This is a genomic window from Kosakonia sp. Marseille-Q7440 (genome assembly GCF_965119485.1).
In genome coordinates this window covers 273,904-292,705 of sequence record NZ_CBCPLT010000001.1, presented here as the reverse complement: position 1 = coordinate 292,705, position 18,802 = coordinate 273,904, and the positions used below count along the sequence as shown (strand labels likewise).

Sequence of the window (18,802 nt, the reverse complement as noted above, 5' to 3'; positions counted from 1 at the left end):
TTAGCCTCTTTTTTAAGGAGCCTGAGATGACAAAGCAGCCCGACGACTGGCTCGACGACGTGCCCGGTAACGAGAGCGAAGACGAAGATGATGAGATCATCTGGGTCAGTAAGAGTGAAATTAAGCGCGATGCTGAAGAGTTAAAGCAGCTTGGCGCTGAAATGGTAGAGCTGGGAAAAAACGCGCTGGATAAAATCCCGCTCGACCAGGATCTGCGCGACGCCATTGAGCTGGCGCAGCGCATCAAGAAAGAGGGTCGCCGCCGTCAGTTGCAGTTGATCGGTAAAATGCTGCGTCAACGCGATGTCGAGCCGATTCGCCAGGCGCTGGATAAGCTGAAAAACCGCCATAACCAGCAGGTCGCCTTCTTCCATAAGCTTGAACACCTGCGCGATCGCCTGATTGAAGAGGGTGATGACGCGGTGCCGGACGTGCTGAATCTGTGGCCGAATGCTGATCGCCAGCAACTGCGCTCGCTGATCCGCAACGCCAAGAAAGAGAAAGAGAGCAACAAGCCGCCAAAAACCGCGCGTTTAATCTTCCAGTATCTGCGTGAGCTCGCAGAGAGCAGCGAAGAGAGCTAAACCGCACAGAACCCTCTTTAACCGAAGAGGGTTTTTTATTCCCATTTAGCTGAAACGTTAAAGCTAAAAGTACGCCACTTCACATATTCACACCCTCCATTATTTTCATTTCATCAATAAACGAGATCAATTTCTCCCTTTCCGCCTCTGCCCGGCCCTCATTTTCAGCAGATGAAACGGATCACATTTTCCTGGCGGCGCAAAACGTAGATTCCTGCTGTAACGCAGGTAATCGATTCAGCTAATAAGGAAAATAAGATGAAAAAGACCGTGATGCTCTCCGCTATTGCGCTGCTGGTTTCCGCGCCGGTGATGGCAAAAACCTGGGTGCTGACAAGTGCTGAAGGCAACATCGAGCAGGGAAACTGGCGTATCACCAGCGATCAGCTGAACATTAAAGATCAGCAGTTCAGCATTGAGCAGGTGGTGCTGCACGGCGGTAAGCAGGAGGGGAGCAAAGTCATCAAGCTGACCAGCAAAAACGGCCTGACCATTGCCCTTAGCCCGACGCGCGGGATGAATTTACTCTATGCCGATGGTTTCGGTGTGCATATGGGCTGGAGTTCGCCGGTGAAAGAGGTGGTGAACCCGGCGTTTATGAACCTGGAGAGCCGCAACGGGCTTGGCTGGCTGGAAGGGTTCAACGAAATGGTGGTGCGCTGTGGCTATGAGTGGACGGGTCACCCGGTCACTGCTGACGGGCAGCTTTACACCCTGCATGGTAAAGCGGGTAACACGCCTGCCTCGCAGGTTTCCGTCGATGTTAGCGAAAAAGCGCCGTATGAGATCCGCATCCGCGGGCTGGTGAAAGAGAGCACCTTTAAGAAAGCCGATCTGCAAACCGAGATGGAGCTGCGCTACATTCCGGGCAGCAACAGCTTCAGCCTGCATGACGTGCTGACCAACCACGCCGACTACCCGCATGATTACCAGATCATCTATCACAGCAACTTCAGCAAACCGATCCTCGAAGAGGGCGCGCGCTTTATCACGCCGCTGGAGAGCGTCAGCCCGTTCAATGACTACGCCAAAGGCGGCATGAAAACGTGGCAAACCTATGCCGGGCCGACCAAAGGCTTCGACGAAATGGTCTTTAATATCAAACCGCTGGCCGATGCGAACAAGCAGACCGTTGCCGCGCTGCTGAACAAAGCGGGCGATAAAGGCGTGGCGATTGACTACAACACCGATCAGCTGCCGGTGCTGACGCTGTGGAAAAACACCGATACCGAAAAACAGGGATACGTCACCGGTATTGAGCCGGGCACCAGCTACGCCTACCCGGTCACCATCGAGCGCGAGCAGAAACGCGTTAAGCAACTGCAGGCAGGCCAGAGCACCCGCTTCGATCTCACCTATACGCTGTTGCACAACCGCGCTCAGGTGGCAAAAGTTGAAGAGCGTGTGAAAACCATTCAGGGCGACAAAGCGCCGCAATCCATTGATACGCCGATGGCGAAAGAGTAACGCCAGGCATAAAAAAAACCGCGCCGGTCTCCCGTGCGCGGTTTTTTTACGCGTCAGCTATCAGGCTTTTTCAGCCGCGAGCTGCGCTTTCTTCTCCAGCTTATCGAGCAGCTTCTGATGAATGCCGCCAAAGCCGCCGTTGCTCATCACCAGAATGTGATCGCCCGGCTGGGCGCTTTTCACAATCTGATCCGCCAGCGTATCGACATCCGCGCTCCAGTGCGCAGGCTGGATACAGGCCTCCGCCACTTCCGCAACTTGCCAGGGAATATGCTGCGGTTGCAGGAGGAAGACCTCATCGGCGCGGCCCAGCGACGGTGCGAGATCGTCTTTGCACAGCCCCATTTTCATGGTGTTGGAGCGCGGCTCCAGCACGGCGATGATCTTCGCCGTGCCGCCCACTTTGCCGCGCAGCGCGGCGAGTGTGGCGAGGATTGCCGTCGGGTGGTGCGCGAAATCGTCATACACGCAGACGCCGTGCGCTTCACCGCGCAGCTCAAGGCGGCGGCGGGCGTTGATAAACGAGCCGAGCGCATTGGCGGCATCCGCAGGCGTAACGCCAACATGACGCGCGGCGGCGATCGCCATCAGGCCGTTATGCATGTTGTGCTCGCCCACCAGGCCCCAGTTGACCTGGCCGACGCATTCACCATCGAGCCACACTTCCCAGCTTGAAGCATCGGTGGTCAGCTTCTTCGCCTGCCAGTGGCCCTGATCGCCCACCAGCTCCTGCTCGCTCCAGCAGCCCATCGCCATCGTCTGTTTCAGGTTGATGTCGTTTTCCGGCCAGATGATTTTCCCCTGCCCCGGCACGATGCGCACCAGGTGGTGGAACTGCTTCTGGATCGCTTTCAGATCGTCAAAAATGTCCGCGTGATCGAACTCAAGGTTGTTGAGGATCAGCGTGCGCGGGCAGTAGTGGACGAATTTGGAGCGCTTATCGAAGAAGGCACAGTCATACTCGTCAGCTTCGATAACGAAAAAATCGCTCTCGCCGAGGCGCGCGGAAACTTCGAAATTGCCCGGCACGCCGCCGATGACAAAACCGGGTTTATAGCCACAGGCTTCGAGGATCCAGGTCGCCATCCCGGCAGTGGTGGTCTTGCCGTGCGTACCGGCAACCGCCACAACCCAGCGGTCGCGCAGCACAAAATCATGCAGCCATTGCGGGCCGGACATAAACGGAATGTTCTTCTCCAGCACCGCTTCGACACACGGATTTCCGCGAGTCATCGCATTGCCGATAATCACCAAATCCGGCGCGGGATCGAGCTGGCTTGCATCATATCCCTGAATTAAATCAATGCCTTGCTTCTCAAGCAGCGTGCTCATCGGCGGATAGACATTGGCATCCGAACCCGTTACCTGGTGGCCCAGCGAGCGCGCCAGCATTGCCAGCCCGCCCATGAAAGTGCCACAAATCCCCAAAATATGAATGCGCATACGTCATTATCCTTGCTTAACCTGGCGCACATTTTACGCATATGTTTAACGTCTGAGAAATGCATTTCAGGATAATCCGTACCCCGCTGGCGCGATTCACCTGTGCGCGAAGTTTTGAATGTTTGTTAGTATTGTTGCATGTCCGCTGCGTTTTCGTTTGCGAAAGCTCGGGTTGTTACCGTTTCGTTGGTTATCAGCCCTGAACTTCTCCGCCAAACACGCTGAAAACCGCAGGCTACAATCGCTTTACTCCATATTCAAAAATGCAGGGAAAGTGTTATGAAAACGTTAGGTGAATTTATTGTCGAAAAGCAGCATGAGTTCTCGCATGCCACGGGTGAACTGACTGCTTTACTGTCGGCGATAAAACTGGGCGCCAAGATCATTCATCGCGATATCAATAAGGCCGGTCTGGTCGATATCCTGGGTGCCAGCGGTGCTGAGAACGTACAGGGCGAAGTGCAGCAAAAACTCGACCTGTTTGCGAACGAGAAATTGAAATCCGCGCTGCGCGCCCGCGATATCGTCGCCGGGATCGCCTCTGAAGAAGAAGATGAGATCGTCGTTTTCGAAGGGTGCGAACACGCTAAATACGTGGTGCTGATGGATCCGCTGGATGGCTCCTCCAACATCGACGTTAACGTCTCTGTCGGCACCATCTTCTCTATCTACCGCCGCGTTACGCCTGTTGGCACGCCGGTTACCGAAGAGGATTTCCTGCAGCCGGGCAACAAACAGGTTGCTGCCGGTTATGTGGTTTACGGCTCGTCGACAATGCTGGTTTACACCACCGGCTGCGGCGTTCACGCCTTCACCTACGATCCGTCACTCGGCGTCTTCTGTCTCTCCCAGGAGCGCATGCGCTTCCCGGAACGCGGCAACACCTACTCGATTAACGAAGGGAACTACATCAAATTCCCGCAGGGCGTGAAGAAGTACCTCAAGTTCTGCCAGGAAGAGGATAAAGCGACCCACCGCCCTTACACCTCGCGCTATATCGGTTCACTGGTGGCGGATTTCCACCGTAACCTGCTGAAAGGCGGCATCTACCTCTACCCGAGCACCGCCAGCCACCCGCAAGGGAAACTGCGCCTGCTGTATGAGTGCAACCCGATGGCCTTCCTCGCGGAACAGGCCGGCGGCAAAGCGAGCGACGGTAAAGAGCGTATTCTCGATATCCAGCCAGAAAGCCTGCACCAGCGCCGTCCGTTCTTCGTCGGCAATGAGCATATGGTGGATGATGTTGAGCGTTATATGCGTGAGTACCCGGACGCATAACAAGTTGTGATGGCCGGAGGGCGCGATAGCCCTCCGGCAAATCTTTACTTCACAAAGGTACGCTTCACGCGTTCGGAAACGATGAAGTAAGGGATCCAGATACAGGCGCTCAGCACATTGCGCACCAGCGGTTTCACCGTCTCAAAGACATAAGGCACATCCAGATAGTGGTGCTCCAACAGCAGATTGACGGCGACAAAGGCCGTACCCACCCCCACCAGTACAATGTAATGCCGCGGCAGCTGACGCTTCTTACGGAAAAAGAGGCTGCTGACAAACAGCGCATAGGCAAACATGCCGACAAACGCCGCCAGCTCGAAAAAGAGGATCCCCTTTTGCGCCCCGCCAATCAGCGCGAAGTTCTCCATTAAAAAGCGCAGCGTAAAGTTAATGGATATCAGGTTGACGATGATCGTCGCGATCAACCCCAGCGCCGGAATATAGAGCCAGCCGCGAATTTTTTTAAACTCGCGCTCCTCGCAGACGGCACAATAGTCGCTGCCCTTCAGCGCCTCGCTATCACATTGAATACATACAGCCATGACACATTACCTTTGATTATGCTTGCGTCTGCAAACGGAACGACGCCATCGCTTCAAGCAGCTCTCGTGATTGCTGCTCCAGCGAGCGCGTCGCAGCAGACGATTGTTGTACCAGCGCCGCATTCTGCTGCGCCGTTTCATCCATCTGACTCACTGCAATATTAACCTGCTCAATACCGCGGCTCTGCTCCTGGGACGCATTGGCTATCTCGCGCATTAATTTAGTCATGCGCAACACCTCTTCGGCGATTTCGTCCATCGTTTCGCCGGCCTGCATCGCCAGATCGCTGCCTTCGGAGACCTGCGCCTGCGAGCTGCTGATAAGCTGGCGGATCTCTTTCGCGGAATCGGCGCTGCGGCTGGCGAGGCTGCGTACTTCGCCCGCCACTACCGCAAAGCCTCTGCCCTGTTCACCCGCGCGCGCCGCTTCGACGGCGGCGTTGAGTGCCAGAATATTGGTCTGGAAAGCAATGGCGTCGATCACGCTGAGAATATCGGCGATGCGGTCAGAACTGCCAGCGATATCGCGCATTTTCTCAATCACATAGCAGACCATTTCGCTACCGCGATCGGCGGTATCAGAAACCGCTTTCGCCAGCTTATGCGCCTGCTCGGCGTTGTCGGCGTTAAGTTTCACCGTGGCGGTGATCTGCTCCATGCTGGCGGCGGTTTGCTCCAGCGAAGTGGCGGTGGATTCGGTGCGCTGCGAGAGATCGAGGTTGCCTGCCGCCAGCTCCCGGCTGCCGGTATCAATCTGCGAACTGGCATCGCGCACGCGCATCACAGAGCCGATCAGCGCATGGCGCATCTCCTCAATCGCCGCGTTCAGGCGGTTAAACTCTTTACCCGTCACCTCGGTTTTTGCGGCAATCAGGTTGCCCGCCGCCACCTGTTCCAGTTGTTGAATCGAGGTGTCGAGGGGTTTAAGCAGCATATGGCGCAGCGCCAGCCAGGCGAGCACGATAATCCCGGCCACCAGCAGGGCGACAACAAAGATCAGCGACATAACAAAGCGCTTACTGCTCTGTACCGCCGCCACTTCGGTTTTACCGCGCGCTTCACCCCACGCCTGGAAGGCCTGCATATCGTTATCGAACTGGCGGGAGACGGGGATCAGTTTGCTTTCGAGGAGTTCGTAATAGGCATCAGCGCTCTGTTGGTTGAGCGCGTCCTGCATCGGCTTAATGCCCAGGCTGACGTAATCGCCATAGCTTTTCGCCACCTTTGCCAGCAGCGCTGCGCCCTGCTCATCATCAACACCTGCGCTGATAACGCCAGTAAGGGAGTGCTCACCGAGCGCGATTTCGTTATTAATCAGTTTCACGGAGTTGGCTGCATCATCAAGCAGACCCACCTCCATCATGCGCACCGCCTGGCCGGCTTCGTTGCGCGCGCGCAGAATCATGGTGTAGCCGCTGTTCAGGCGCGCCATCTTTTCGCCCTGTAGCTGGTTGATTCGCGCCAGCGAAGCGGAGCTCTTATTGAGCGCATAAATACCGATGCCGCTGACCAGCAGCAGCAGAAGAGTCATAACAGCCAGCAGAGAAAGTAAGCCCGTACGGATCGAAAGCGTTTTAAGCATGATGTGGATTCCGGTAGCGAAGAACTTTTTGGCGTAAATTAAGCCCATTCGTCAGTTATCGACCGCTACCGGAATTCCTTTAGAAGAAAAATAGTAATTTCAATATCTTGTTACTTTGTTGCCGTTGGGCTTACCCGCGTCACCGGCGAGTTCTGCCGGCTCTCCCACAGCACCGTCAGGCCGCGTTGCAGGGCGATAAAGATAAACAGCAGGATGCCGATGGCGATCTTCGTCCACCAGGAGCTGAGCGTGCCGTCGAAGTTGATATAGGTCTGAATCAGCCCCTGGATACCCACGCCAAACAGCGTACCAAGCACCGTGCCAACGCCGCCGCTGAGCAGCGTGCCGCCGATCACCACCGAGGCAATCGCGTCCAGCTCGACGCCAACGCCCGCCAGCGCATAACCCGCCTGGGTGTAGATCGAGAAGACAATCCCGGCAAGCGTTGCCAGCCCCGTTGAGAGCATATAGATGCGAATCGTGGTGCTGCGCGTCGAAATGCCCATCAGGTTCGCCGAGGTGGCATTGCCGCCAATGGCGTACACTTCGTTGCCAAAACGGGTGCGGTGGGCGAGGAAAATACCGACCACCACCACCATCAGCATCAGCAGCCCCATTGCGCTCAGCCGCCCGCCGCCGGGGATGGTCCAGGCGAGGCTGGAGAGGGTGTCATACATCGGGTGGTTAATGGGAATCGACTCTTCCGACAGCAGGTAGCTGACGCCGCGCAGAAAGAACATCCCGGCGAGGGTGATGATAAAGGCCGGGATTTTCAGTGCGTCGATCAAAAGCCCCATAAAGGCCCCGAAAGCGCAGCCCATCAGCAAAATCAGCGGGAAGGCAAGCAGCGGCGAGATGCCCCAGGCACCAATCGCTTTTGCCAGAAAGACGCCGGTGAAGGCGATCACCGAGCCGACGGAGAGATCGATACCGCCGGAGAGGATCACAAAAGTCATGCCGACGGCGATAATGCCGAGAAAGGCGTTATCCGTCAGGATATTACAGATGACGCGCGTCGAGGCGAAGCCGGGAAACTGCGTCAGGCAGTAGAGATAGCCGAGCACGAAAACGCCCAGCGTGATCATCAACGGCAGGTTACGTTTTATCATGACCGCGCACTCCTTTAAGCAACGCAATAAAGCGCGGCGACTGGACAATCAGCACACACATCACCACCACCGCTTTCACTACCTGGTTAAGTTCCGGCTGAAAGCCGGAGAGCAGAATACCGGTGTTCATGCCCTGAATAATCAGCGCCCCCACCACCGATAGCACAATGTTGAAGCGCCCGCCCATCAGCGAGCCGCCGCCAATCACCACCGCCAGAATGGCGTCCAGCTCCAGCCACAGCCCGGCGTTGTTGGCATCCGCGCCGCGAATATCCGCCGTGACAATCACCCCGGCGATGGCCGCGCAAACGCCGCTCAGCACGTAGGTCAGCATCACCACCAGCCGCGTATTCACCCCGGCGTTTTTTGCCGCGCGGATATTAATCCCCACCGCTTCGATAAACATGCCCAGCGCCGTTTTGCGGGTAAAGAGCCAGAAGATAACTAACGTCACCAGCGCGATGATCACCGGCGTTGGGAAGAGCAGCAGCGAGCCGCTGCCGAGCCACGCCAGCGATGGCGCGTTAAAGGTGACAATCTGCCCGGAGGTGATCAACTGCGCCACCCCGCGCCCGGCGACCATCAGGATCAGCGTGGCGACAAAGGGCTGGATCTTGAGGATCGCCACCAGAATGCCGTTCCACAGCCCGGCCAGCACGCCGGTTGCCAGCGCTGCCAGCAGCACTACCGTCAGGCTATGGCCGGAAACGGTTAATGATGCTGCCGTCGCGCCGGCAATCGCCATCACCGCGCCGACCGAGAGATCGATGCCGCCGGTTGCAATCACCAGCGTCATACCGATGGCCAGCAGCGCGACCGGGGCTGCGCGGTTAAGAATATCGATTGGGCTGCCGAACAGGCGGCCATCCTGCAACACCACCTGGTAAAAATGGGGCGCGACCAGGCTGTCCACCAGTAAAACCAGCAGCAGGGCTAAGATCTGCGGCGTGCCGGTCGGCCAGCTAAAACGGCGCTTCGGCTGCGCCTGTTGGCCCAGTGATTGAGGCATCACACTCTACTCCTTACGCCGCAATGGCATTCATGATCGCCGGAACGGAAAGCTCGGCGAGCGGGATCTCGGCGACCTGCTTGCGATCGCGCATGATGATCACCCGATCCGCATAGCCCACCAGCTCCTCCAGCTCAGAGGAGATCACCAGCAGCGCCAGCCCGTCGGCGCAGAGGGTTTCGATCAGACGGATGATTTCAGCATGCGCGCCAACATCAATCCCGCGCGTCGGTTCATCGAGGATCAGGAACTGCGGGCGCGTCAGCAGCCAGCGCGAGAGCAGCACTTTTTGCTGATTGCCGCCGGAGAGAAACTCAATCGGCTGTTCGGCGCTCGGCGTGCGAATACCCAGCTGGCGGATAAAGCGCTCGGCAATCGCGTTCTGCTCTTTACGCGGGATTGGACGCAGCCAGCCGCGCTGGGCCTGTAGCGCCAGCACGATATTCTCGCGTACCGAAGCGGCGGCGATAATGCCGTCGGTTTTGCGATCTTCCGGGCAGAAACCGATCCCGAGGCACGAGGCGCGATGGGGCGAGCGCAGGGTTTGCGGCTGGCCTTTGATCATAGCGCTGCCGCTATCGGCGGGCTTGATGCCGAAGATCACCTCTGCCGTTTCGGTGCGCCCGGAGCCGAGCAGCCCGGCGAGGCCGACGATCTCTCCGGGGCGAACCTCAAGATCGAACGGAGCGATCACCCCTTTCTTGCCGTAGTTGCTAAAGGCGGCCACCGGCTTGTTGCTGAGCAGCGTGCGCCCGGCGCGTTGCAGAGCGTTACTCTCCAGTTCGCGGCCCAGCATCATCTTCACCAGCTCAATTTGCGGCAGCTCGCGCGTTTCGCGACAGCCGACAAAGCTGCCGTTGCGCAGCACGGTGATGCGGTCGCAAACGGTGTAAACCTGGTCGAGAAAGTGGGTGACGAAGATGAGGCTGACGCCCTGATCGCGCAGCTGGCGCATCAGGGTGAAGAGCATCTCCACTTCCTGGGTATCAAGACTGGCGGTTGGCTCATCGAGGATCAGCACTTTTGCCGAGAGATCGATAGCGCGGCAGATGGCGACAATCTGCTGCATCGCCACGGAGAAGCGGTTAAGCGGCTCGCGCACATCCAGCGAGAAGCCGTAAGATTGCATCAGTTTGCTGGCGCGCTGCTCCATCTCTTTGCGGCGCAGCAGGCCGAAACGACGCGGCTCGCGGCCAATAAACAGGTTATCCGCCACCGACATATTCGGCAGCAGGTTCACTTCCTGGTAAACGGTGCCGATCCCCAGTTGCTGGGCATGGGCGGTATTTTTGGGATTGATGGCCTGGCCTTCGAGCCAGATGGTGCCCTTATCCGCGTGGTAAACCCCGGTCAGCGCTTTGATAAGCGTCGATTTTCCCGCGCCGTTCTCACCGAGCAGGGCCATGATTTCACCGCGTCGCAGCGAGAAATCCACGTTATCGAGCGCTTTTACGCCGGGAAAGAATTTACTTAAGCCTTCGGTACGCAGGATTTCCTGGTGTGCTTCCGCGTTCATTGTTGACCCCTTACACAGATGCCCTCTCCCCGGCGGGGAGAGGGACGACAGGACTCAGTAACCCATGTTTTTCTTCTTCTCCAGCTCCTCTTTCGCCGTGTCCGGCAGATAGAGGGTGGATTTGGTAATGGTCAACTTCGGCGGCTCGGTGCCATCCTTTTTGAATTTCTCCAGCGCGTCGAATGCCGGGCCTGCCATGTTCGGCGTCAGCTCGACGCTGGCATTGGCTTCGCCATCGATCATCGCTTTATAGATATCCGGTACGCCGTCGATAGAGCCGGTGAGAATATCTTTGCCCGGTTTCAGACCTGCTTCTTTAATGGCCTGAATGGCGCCAATCGCCATATCGTCGTTATGGGCGTAAACCATGCAGATGTTTTTGCCGTTGTTCTCGGCTTTGATAAAGCTCTCCATCACCTCTTTACCTTTACTACGGGTAAAGTCGCCGGACTGAGAGCGGATAATTTTGATGTTAGAGGCTTTAGAGATCGCTTCTGCGAACCCTTTCTTACGGTCGATGGCAACGCTTGCGCCAACGGTGCCCTGCAGTTCAACCACGTTACACGGTTTGCCGGCGACGGTTTTCACCAGCCATTCACCAATCAGCTTCCCTTCGAGGACGTTGTCAGCGGTGACGGTAGTCATATAGAGCGATTTGTCTTTCACATCAATGGAGCGGTCGAGCAGGAAGACCGGGATCTTCGCCTCTTTCGCTTCTTTCAGCACCGGCTCCCAGCCGGTTGCAACCACCGGGGCGATAAAGATGGCGTCAACGCCCTGCGCGATGAAGGAGCGCACCGCTTTCAGCTGGTTCTCCTGTTTTTGCTGACCGTCAGCAATCTTCAGGGTAATGCCGCGTTTGCTGGCTTCGCTTTTCGCGACGTTGGTTTCAGCGGCACGCCAGCCGGACTCCGAACCGACCTGTGAAAATCCCACGGTTAACGACGCAGCCATCGCCATAGACGACATAGCTGCCGAAACTGCTGTGACAAGAAGTAAACGCTTCCACATAAGAGCATCCTCGTAGGGTTATTGTTGGCTACTACTTCGCCTGCGGGGAAACTATAGACAATCGGAGATGTAACAAAATGAGTTACATCACAAATCGGAAAAGTGAATGAATTGTTAGTTATCAGTTGCGATCTGGCGCGCGAAAAGGGGAGGCGAAACACAGCAGGAATCTCCCTTGAAATTGCAGAAATTTACTGGCATAGCAAAAACGCATTTTTACGCTGTAACCGCTTACACAAAATTATTCAGTATGCTGCTATGGATATGGACAAAGTTGTCATAAAAAGGCGCCGGTAAAGGCTCTGAAAAGTGGCGGGCGAGTAAAAGAGCCCAAGACATTCACCGCCAGTTGGCTATAATACCCGGCACTTGTTTGCCACACATTTTAAAGGAAACAAACATGAGCTTACTCAACGTCCCGGCGGGTAAAGATCTGCCAGAAGATATCTATGTTGTTATCGAAATTCCGGCTAACGCTGACCCGATCAAATACGAAGTCGACAAAGAGAGCGGCGCGCTGTTCGTTGACCGCTTCATGTCCACCGCGATGTTCTATCCGTGCAACTACGGTTACATCAACCACACCCTCTCTCTGGATGGTGACCCGGTAGACGTGCTGGTGCCGACGCCGTACCCGCTGGAGCCAGGCTCTGTGATCCGCTGCCGTCCGGTTGGCGTGCTGAAAATGACCGACGAATCTGGTGAAGATGCCAAGCTGGTTGCGGTTCCGCACACCAAGCTGAGCAAAGAGTACGATCACATTAAAGATGTGAACGACCTGCCGGAACTGCTGAAAGCGCAGATCACTCACTTCTTCGAGCACTACAAAGATCTCGAAAAAGGCAAATGGGTGAAAGTGGACGGTTGGGACAACGCTGAAGCGGCGAAAGCTGAAATCGTTGCCTCCTTCGAGCGCGCTGCCAAGAAGTAAGCCGTTTTTGTAAGAGAAGCCCTGTCGCGCAGTATGCGCACAGGGCTTTTTTTATTTGTGCGGGTTGGTTGGGATTGCCGGATGGCGGCGATGCCTTATCCGGCCTACAAATTCTGCCGGATGGCGGCGATGCCTTATCCGGCCTACGAAGTTCGCCTTTGGCATGCGAGATAACAGTGGTTGCGGTCAAACGTAGGCCGGATAAGCGCAGCGCCATCCGGCAAAAATGCGCGGCGCAAAAAAAACCGCGCCATTGGCGCGGTTCTCTGTGACTGATTACTACTTTTGATAATGGTCGCGGTCAAGCCAGTCGCCGCTTTCAATCAAGGTTTTCCCCTCAACAGAACGCTGGTAGACGTACATCCATGCGCCACCGTACGGCGTCTGGATCAACTGCCGTTTATACTCGCCGCCTGCGGTACGCAGGGCGTCCAGCTCACCGAGCGTTGAGGCGTCGATGCGATAGACTTCACCCAGCACGCTGCCGTTGCCCGGCACCGCGCCTGGGTAGTGCCCCAGGCTGTACAGCTGATGATTTTCAACGCTGAAGTCGCCCAGCCACTGAGCGTTGGTCATCCAGTGGCTGTTGCCCTGCTTGCGTCGTAAACTGCCGTAGACAAATATTCGCATTGCTAAAACTCAAACTGATAGAGCAAATCAAGTGCCTGATCTACGCCAGACACCGCTTCAAGATACAGCTTAGGCATCAGGCGATAACGTAACGTGAGAGTCGCCAGTGAGTCAAAAATTCCTACACCATATTTTACTTGTAGACCCGGCAGCACATAGCCGCTGACCACCACTTGTGAGGAGTCGCCGACGCCCTGTGTGTCCAGCGCCAGGTTGCTGACGCCAAAGGTCTCGCCGATTTTACCCACAACCTGCCCACTTTGCGCAACCCCAAGACCAATTAACATCGAGGTCATTGCCGCACTATCGCTCTGTTCGCTCTCCAGCCCCTGCCCACGAAGCAGGTAGGACAACGCTTCCTGCTGCGACATCGCCGGGTCGGAGAAGATCTCCGCTTTCGGTTCATCCGCAGAGCCGGTGACGCGCACCCCGGCAATCACATCGTTCTCCGTCGCTTCCGGGTTACGGATCGCTTCGAGGTTAAGCAGCGGCTGATCCGGCGGGCCGGAGAAGAGCAGCTCACCTTTACGCACAATCAGATCCTGCCCGTATGCGCGGAAGCGCCCTTCCGGGATATTGATCTGCCCGTTCAGCCCCAGTCCCTGTTTATCCTGCGCCACTTTCAGATCGCCCGTCAGCCGCGCTTTCAGGCCGAAGGCCGAGAGCCGCACGTTGTTGCCGACATGCACCGTCACATTGCTGTTGATCGGGATCGACGCGTGCTGCTCCTCTTCCGGTTGCAGCTGATCGTTGAGCATCACCTCATCGCTGGAGACGCCGACGGCGCTCTCCGGCACATCGTGCACCACAATGCGCGCCCACGGCACATCCACATCGCCGTCGAGTGTAAAGAGGCTCGGCGTCGCTTCAAACACCACATCCGGCGAGACATCGAGGCGTACCATTGGCGGCACGGTGATGCGCACCTTGCTGCCTTTTGCCGCAATGCGCGCGCGCCAGTTATCGATCTGGCTCCAGTCCGCATCGCCGCTGAGGTTGATCTGCCCCTGGCTGGTACGTACCACGCCTTGCAGCGTGGAAGTGGTTCCGTTGAAGTTCATCGCCAATTGGCTCGGCTGCATGTCGAACGGCATAAAGTTGCCCTCAACATCCAGCGCATTCAGCCCAAGCTGACCAAACAGCTGCGGGCTTTGGGCATTACCGCCAAGGCGCAGGTTGGCATTGAGCGTCCCCGCCGCTTTCTCGCCGCGGCTGAAGATGGCATTCGCCATCGCCAGCGAGAAGTTGCGAATGTTCACCGTCCCGCCGAGATTGCGTCGACCTTGCGGATCGGTGACCTGAATCTGGCCGTCGAACTGGCCATTATTGGTCAGCCGCATCAGCCAGCCGAGATCGGCGCGATCGTTTTGCAGCTTCGCATTCAGGTTCAGCGTGTCGAAGGCGACCGGCAATGGCGCACCGTTGACCTCCTGCGTCACTTTCACCCCACGCCCGGCAAGCGTCACCTGCCCCTGTGGCAGCCCCGGTTTGGTGCTGTCCCAGCTGACATCCGCTTTGCCGCTAAAGACGCCGCTCGCCTGCGTCGCTTCCGGCATAAACGGTTTCAGCATCGCGAGGTCGAAACGATTAAGATTAACCACCGCGCGCCCTGCTGCACCGGCATCAATGGTTTGCGGCACGCACAGCTCGGCATTCGGGTTGAGCCAGCAGTGCGGGCCAATGGCGATCTTCTGCTCCTGGTTGCGGTAATCGAGCGCAATCGGGCGCGTCAGCGACCATGGCCCAACCGGCGTGGCGAAACGCGTGTCGCTGAGCGTCCCTTTCCAGCGCTGCTGCTGACGGTCGAAACTGCCGGCCAGCGCCAGCTGACCGGAGACCGGTTCGCCCTGCACGCGCAGCTGCAATTTATGCTGCTTCTCATTGCCGTCGGCGGCCAGCGTCACCAGGCTGATGTTAACGCCAGGCTGGGCGATACGCTCAACGCGCACGTTCAGCTTGCCGCCAATCTGATCGCTTGATTTCACATCCCCTTCCACGCGCACGCGGGCGATGGAGAGCTCCTGCCAGCGCAGATTGTTGGCGGTAATGTCCGCCAGCGCCTGCGGCGCATCGACGGTGCCGCGCACTTTCACCACCCCTTTCGCCGTGCCGCCGAGTCCCGGCAGCGCGTTATCGAGGCCAGGCGCATCGATAGTGGCGTCAAGGTTGAGATCTTTTACCCCCAGCTCGCCTTTGATATCAGCACTGTTTTTGCCCAGCTCAAGGTGCAGGCCTGGGATCACCCATTGCAGGTAGCTGTTGCCTTTCAGCTGCCCGTCGACCTTGACCCGGTTCTGCTTAACGTTGCCGTTGAGCTTCAGCTCCGGCACATCCATCTGCCAGCTGCCGCCGTAGAGGCTGCCGCGGGTTTTCACCAGGCCATTGAGCTTCGCAGGCCATTCGGGGAAGGCTTTTGCTGTATCAATGCCCTTCAGCGTCAGTTCGCCGCGCCAGCTGATCGCCTGCTGCCAGTCGAGCAGCGCTTTCAGTTCGGTGGTGCCCTGTAGCGCAGCGATAGAGAGCTTATCGATACTGATCTGCTGCTCGTTGCCTTTACCGTCCAGCGTGATGGTAGCCGGCGGAACCTGCTGCCCTTTTACCGCCGTACGGAACGAGAGCGCGTAGTCGGTCATTTTGCCGCTGAGCTTCAGCTTCAGGTTATCGGCCTGGTACTGCTTCTCGCCGGTAAAGGGCCAGTAGAGCTGCTGGCTGGTGATATCAAGATTGAGCGGTAGCCCCGCTTCTGCCAGCCGCGTTTGCGCCCGCAGCACCATATCCACCGGGCCGGAGAGGTTAACGCCAAGCTCCAGCTGCTTGCGCATTTCGCCGCCCACTTTCAGCTTCACCTTCTCGCCTTTCAGCGGATCGACATTCAGCGTCGAGTTGAGCGTAATATCGACCGGCCAGCTGTCGCGCAGCTGCGCGGTGCCGGTGGCGTTGACCTGGCCCTGATTCGAGTCGATATCGAAGGCGTCGAGTTTCATCTGCCCGTCAATGCTGCTCACTTTCAGCAGCAGGCTGCGCACCAGGATATCGGTATCGCCGGTCAGGCGCAGCTGCTCGCCGCGAAACTCTTCAATATTGAGGTTGAGCGGCAGATGCACATCCTGCATCTCCGGCAGCAGCGGCTTCTCAAACAACGCTTTCAGCGTTTCGCCCAGCGGTTTCTCTTCCGGCCTGGGGTTGTGCACCTTCGGATCGAGGACCTCTTCCTGTGCCACATCGGCCGCTTTCGGCAGCGCAATCAGCAGGCCCTGTAGCGAGGTCGGTTTGAGGGTCAGGTTTTTCTCCTGCCAGTTCAGGCCGGAGCTAAAATCCATCAGCGAGACGGTGGTGTCATCGATTTTGATATTGATGTTTTCCAGCGCCACCCGGCTCAGGGTAATCGGATACGGCGTGGAGAGGTTCAGCGGCCCGCTATCTTCCTCTTCCACCTTCTGCGCAGGCGGCATCTTTTTGGTGTCGATCGCCACATTGATATCTTTCAGCGACAGATCGTTGACGCAAACGCTGCTGTTGCGCAGGCAGCCGAGGTTAAGCGCAAAGTGGATCTGCCCCGCGTCGACCGCCACGCCCGGCTGGGTATAGCGGATATTTTTCAGCGACAGATCGCGCCAGCCTCCGGTGACCTGGCCGATCTCCAGCCCCGGCACCCAGCGGTTCGCCGCCTTAAACAGCAGATGCAGGCCGCTGGTGGTGCCGACCAGAAAGATCGCCGTGCCCAGCAGTAACACAAGAAACGCCACCACGCCGAGGCTGATCTTCTTCCATAAACTCATAATTCTGGCCCCAACCCGATGTAAAACTGCAACCCGTGCTCCTCTTTATCGCCGACCGGTACCGCGAAATCGAGCTTGATCGGCCCGACCGGCGACTGCCAGCGCACGCCGACGCCGGTGCCGGTTTTAAAGTTGCTGCGGCGGATATCGCTCACCGCTTCGCCGCTGTCGACAAACACTGCGCCCCACCATTTGCCAGTGACGTTGTACTGGTACTCCAGCGAGCCGGTCGCCAGTTTTGAGGCACCAATCAGTTTGCCGCGTTCGTTCTCCGGCGAGATCGATTTGTATTTATAACCACGAATGCTGCGATCGCCCCCGGCGAAGAAGCGCAGATCCGGCGGCACGCGCTGGAAATCACCGGTTTCGATCCAGCCGAGGTTGCCGCGCGCGATAAAGCGGTGGCGATCGTAGAGCGTACGAATCCAGACGTTTTGCGCCTGCAAGACGAGGAAGTCGACATCCGATCCCCAGGCGGTGTTGGAGTAATCGACCGAGTAGCGCTGGGAGTCGCCCCAGGTTGGCATCAGCCCGCCGCGCGAGCGGGTACGGCTAATCATCACGCCCGGATAGAGCAGCATGGTGGTGTTGGTGACGTTGGCCTGGGTAAAGTGATCGAGGCTCCAGCGCAGGTTGATCGCCCGCTGCCAGCCGCTGGAGAGATCCCAGTAGCGCGACAGCGCGAGCGTCGTTGAGTCCGCTTCCGTATCGTTAAGATCGGTGCGCTTAAAGCCGCCCTGCACCAGGTAGTACTGCTCCAGCGGATTTTTCAGCAGCGGCATCTTGTAGCTGAAATCGAGCTGCTGCTCCGGCGCGGAGACGCTCATACTGGTGGTAAAGCTATGGCCGTAGGAGTTGACCCACGGTTTTTTCCATGTCGCTTTGACGCGCGGCCCGACATCGGTGGAGTAACCGACGCCGGTCTCAATGGTGTTTTCCGTGCGTGGTGAGACCACGCCTCTCAGCGGCAGCACTTTGGTCTTACGCGCTTTGTCGAACTCCGGCGCGACGATCACCGAGTTAAACCAGCCGGTGGCGGAGAGGCGGCGGTTAAGCTCGGCCAGATCCTGGGTCTGGTAATAGTCACCCTCGTGGAAAGGGATGAGGTTTTGCAGATATTCGTCGCGAATTTGCGAGCCCTGGAAGGTAACATCGCCGAAGCGGTAACGCTGACCGCTGTCATAGTCGATATCCCAGAACGCCTGGCGGCGATCCAGCGCAATGCCCAGCTGGCTTTTGTTGAACTGGCTGTCGAAGTAGCCTTTGCGCAGCGCGACGCTGGTCAGGGATTTTTTAAAGCTGTCGTAGTCGTGGTGGTTTAACACCGTGCCGATGGCCGGGCGCTTTTTCAGCAGCGAAAGGTAATCGCTGTCGGTGCGCGCGCCGCCGCGCAGGATCACGTTGTTACCGCCGATGCGCACAGGCTCACCCGCCGTAACACGGGCGATCAGCACCTGGCGGCCCTTCTCCGGCGGCGGACGCAGTTCGAAAACAATGGTTGGCTCGTAGTAGCCTAACGCTTTTAACCCTTCGCGGATGGCATCATCAACGCGCGCCTGGAAACGGCGGTCGGGCGTCACTTCATCACTCTGGATAGTCGACAGTTGGGCGCGCACATTTTTCTGCAGTTGCCCGGTTAACCCCTCAAGTTGCAATCGCACATTGGCGGCGAATGCCGTTTCGCTCACCAGCAACAAACCGGCAAAACATAAAAGACGGATCTTTGGCACGTTCTCTCCTGAATATCCTCGCTCCCACTCCTGGAAGGAAACGTAAGCGCAGCTCCGCGCTGGGCCTGATTGTGCCACGACAGCAGCAGCCAGGCTGATAAAAACCCGCATTATCGGGTTGAAAAACGGACGACTAGCCCAAAATTTCTTATGTTTAAATCTAGTCTGATTTAGGTCGTACATTGTGTTAA

14 protein-coding genes are annotated in these 18,802 nt (G+C 57.4%); 4 read left to right on the top strand and 10 right to left on the bottom strand.

The annotated features are described in order from the left end of the window. Window positions 1-26 precede the first annotated feature (26 nt). Both yjgA and ACWPW2_RS01300 read left to right on the top strand, forming a co-directional pair. Window positions 27-584 carry a ribosome biogenesis factor YjgA gene (gene yjgA, locus ACWPW2_RS01305; RefSeq protein ID WP_023478484.1) on the top strand — a complete coding sequence of 186 codons (558 nt, stop codon included), beginning with the start codon at window positions 27-29 and terminating at the stop codon, window positions 582-584. Window positions 585-842: 258 nt separating this feature from the next. Beyond that, window positions 843-2,051 carry an aldose 1-epimerase family protein gene (locus tag ACWPW2_RS01300; RefSeq protein WP_454121349.1) on the top strand — a complete coding sequence of 403 codons (1,209 nt, stop codon included), beginning with the start codon at window positions 843-845 and terminating at the stop codon, window positions 2,049-2,051. Between the two features lie 60 nt (window positions 2,052-2,111). Here ACWPW2_RS01300 and mpl read toward each other — a convergent pair whose 3' ends face one another. Next, the gene (gene mpl / locus ACWPW2_RS01295) at window positions 2,112-3,494 is read right to left on the bottom strand and encodes a UDP-N-acetylmuramate:L-alanyl-gamma-D-glutamyl-meso-diaminopimelate ligase (protein WP_454121348.1); all 1,383 of its coding nucleotides are present in this window, start codon (window positions 3,492-3,494) and stop codon (window positions 2,112-2,114) included. A gap of 279 nt (window positions 3,495-3,773) precedes the next feature. On the opposite strand from mpl, the gene fbp reads away from it, so the two are divergent. Then, complete coding sequence (gene fbp, locus ACWPW2_RS01290) at window positions 3,774-4,772, top strand: class 1 fructose-bisphosphatase (RefSeq protein ID WP_023478503.1); 999 nt, start codon at window positions 3,774-3,776, stop codon at window positions 4,770-4,772. 44 nt (window positions 4,773-4,816) lie between these two features. Here the strand turns inward: fbp and ACWPW2_RS01285 are convergent, their stop codons facing one another. The 6 genes from ACWPW2_RS01285 to ytfQ all read right to left on the bottom strand — a co-directional run bounded on the left by ACWPW2_RS01285 (window position 4,817) and on the right by ytfQ (window position 11,541). After that, window positions 4,817-5,314, bottom strand: a complete 498-nt coding sequence (locus ACWPW2_RS01285; protein ID WP_454121347.1) for a DUF2569 domain-containing protein — start codon at window positions 5,312-5,314, stop codon at window positions 4,817-4,819. 16 nt (window positions 5,315-5,330) lie between these two features. Continuing rightward, a complete protein-coding gene (locus tag ACWPW2_RS01280) occupies window positions 5,331-6,896 on the bottom strand; it encodes a methyl-accepting chemotaxis protein (RefSeq protein ID WP_454121346.1) in 1,566 nt (521 codons plus the stop codon). A gap of 110 nt (window positions 6,897-7,006) precedes the next feature. Then, window positions 7,007-8,005 carry a galactofuranose ABC transporter, permease protein YjfF gene (gene yjfF, locus ACWPW2_RS01275; protein WP_023478490.1) on the bottom strand — a complete coding sequence of 333 codons (999 nt, stop codon included), beginning with the start codon at window positions 8,003-8,005 and terminating at the stop codon, window positions 7,007-7,009. Next, on the bottom strand, window positions 7,992-9,017 hold the full coding sequence (gene ytfT / locus ACWPW2_RS01270) for a galactofuranose ABC transporter, ATP-binding protein YtfT (RefSeq protein ID WP_164483628.1): 1,026 nt from the start codon (window positions 9,015-9,017) through the stop codon (window positions 7,992-7,994). The genes yjfF and ytfT overlap by 14 nt, the downstream gene beginning before the upstream one ends. A gap of 10 nt (window positions 9,018-9,027) precedes the next feature. Beyond that, window positions 9,028-10,530, bottom strand: coding sequence for a galactofuranose ABC transporter, ATP-binding protein YtfR (gene ytfR, locus ACWPW2_RS01265; RefSeq protein WP_124970349.1), 1,503 nt, complete (start codon window positions 10,528-10,530; stop codon window positions 9,028-9,030). 54 nt (window positions 10,531-10,584) lie between these two features. Continuing rightward, complete coding sequence (ytfQ, locus tag ACWPW2_RS01260) at window positions 10,585-11,541, bottom strand: galactofuranose ABC transporter, galactofuranose-binding protein YtfQ (RefSeq protein WP_023478471.1); 957 nt, start codon at window positions 11,539-11,541, stop codon at window positions 10,585-10,587. 400 nt (window positions 11,542-11,941) lie between these two features. Here ytfQ and ppa point away from each other — a divergent pair, with 400 nt between their 5' ends. Further along, the gene (ppa, locus tag ACWPW2_RS01255; RefSeq protein ID WP_023478348.1) at window positions 11,942-12,472 is read left to right on the top strand and encodes an inorganic diphosphatase; all 531 of its coding nucleotides are present in this window, start codon (window positions 11,942-11,944) and stop codon (window positions 12,470-12,472) included. A 279-nt stretch (window positions 12,473-12,751) separates the two neighbouring features. Here ppa and ACWPW2_RS01250 read toward each other — a convergent pair whose 3' ends face one another. From ACWPW2_RS01250 to tamA, 3 genes are read right to left on the bottom strand one after another with little or no spacing between them, the layout of a single operon-like run. Beyond that, complete coding sequence (locus tag ACWPW2_RS01250; RefSeq protein ID WP_023478402.1) at window positions 12,752-13,102, bottom strand: gamma-glutamylcyclotransferase family protein; 351 nt, start codon at window positions 13,100-13,102, stop codon at window positions 12,752-12,754. Window positions 13,103-13,104: 2 nt separating this feature from the next. Further along, window positions 13,105-16,881 (bottom strand): autotransporter assembly complex protein TamB, encoded by a 3,777-nt coding sequence (gene tamB, locus ACWPW2_RS01245; RefSeq protein WP_454121343.1) that lies wholly within the window; start codon window positions 16,879-16,881, stop codon window positions 13,105-13,107. Continuing rightward, a complete protein-coding gene (gene tamA / locus ACWPW2_RS01240; RefSeq protein WP_023478416.1) occupies window positions 16,878-18,611 on the bottom strand; it encodes an autotransporter assembly complex protein TamA in 1,734 nt (577 codons plus the stop codon). Before tamA ends, tamB begins: the two co-directional genes overlap by 4 nt. Window positions 18,612-18,802: the final 191 nt, after the last annotated feature.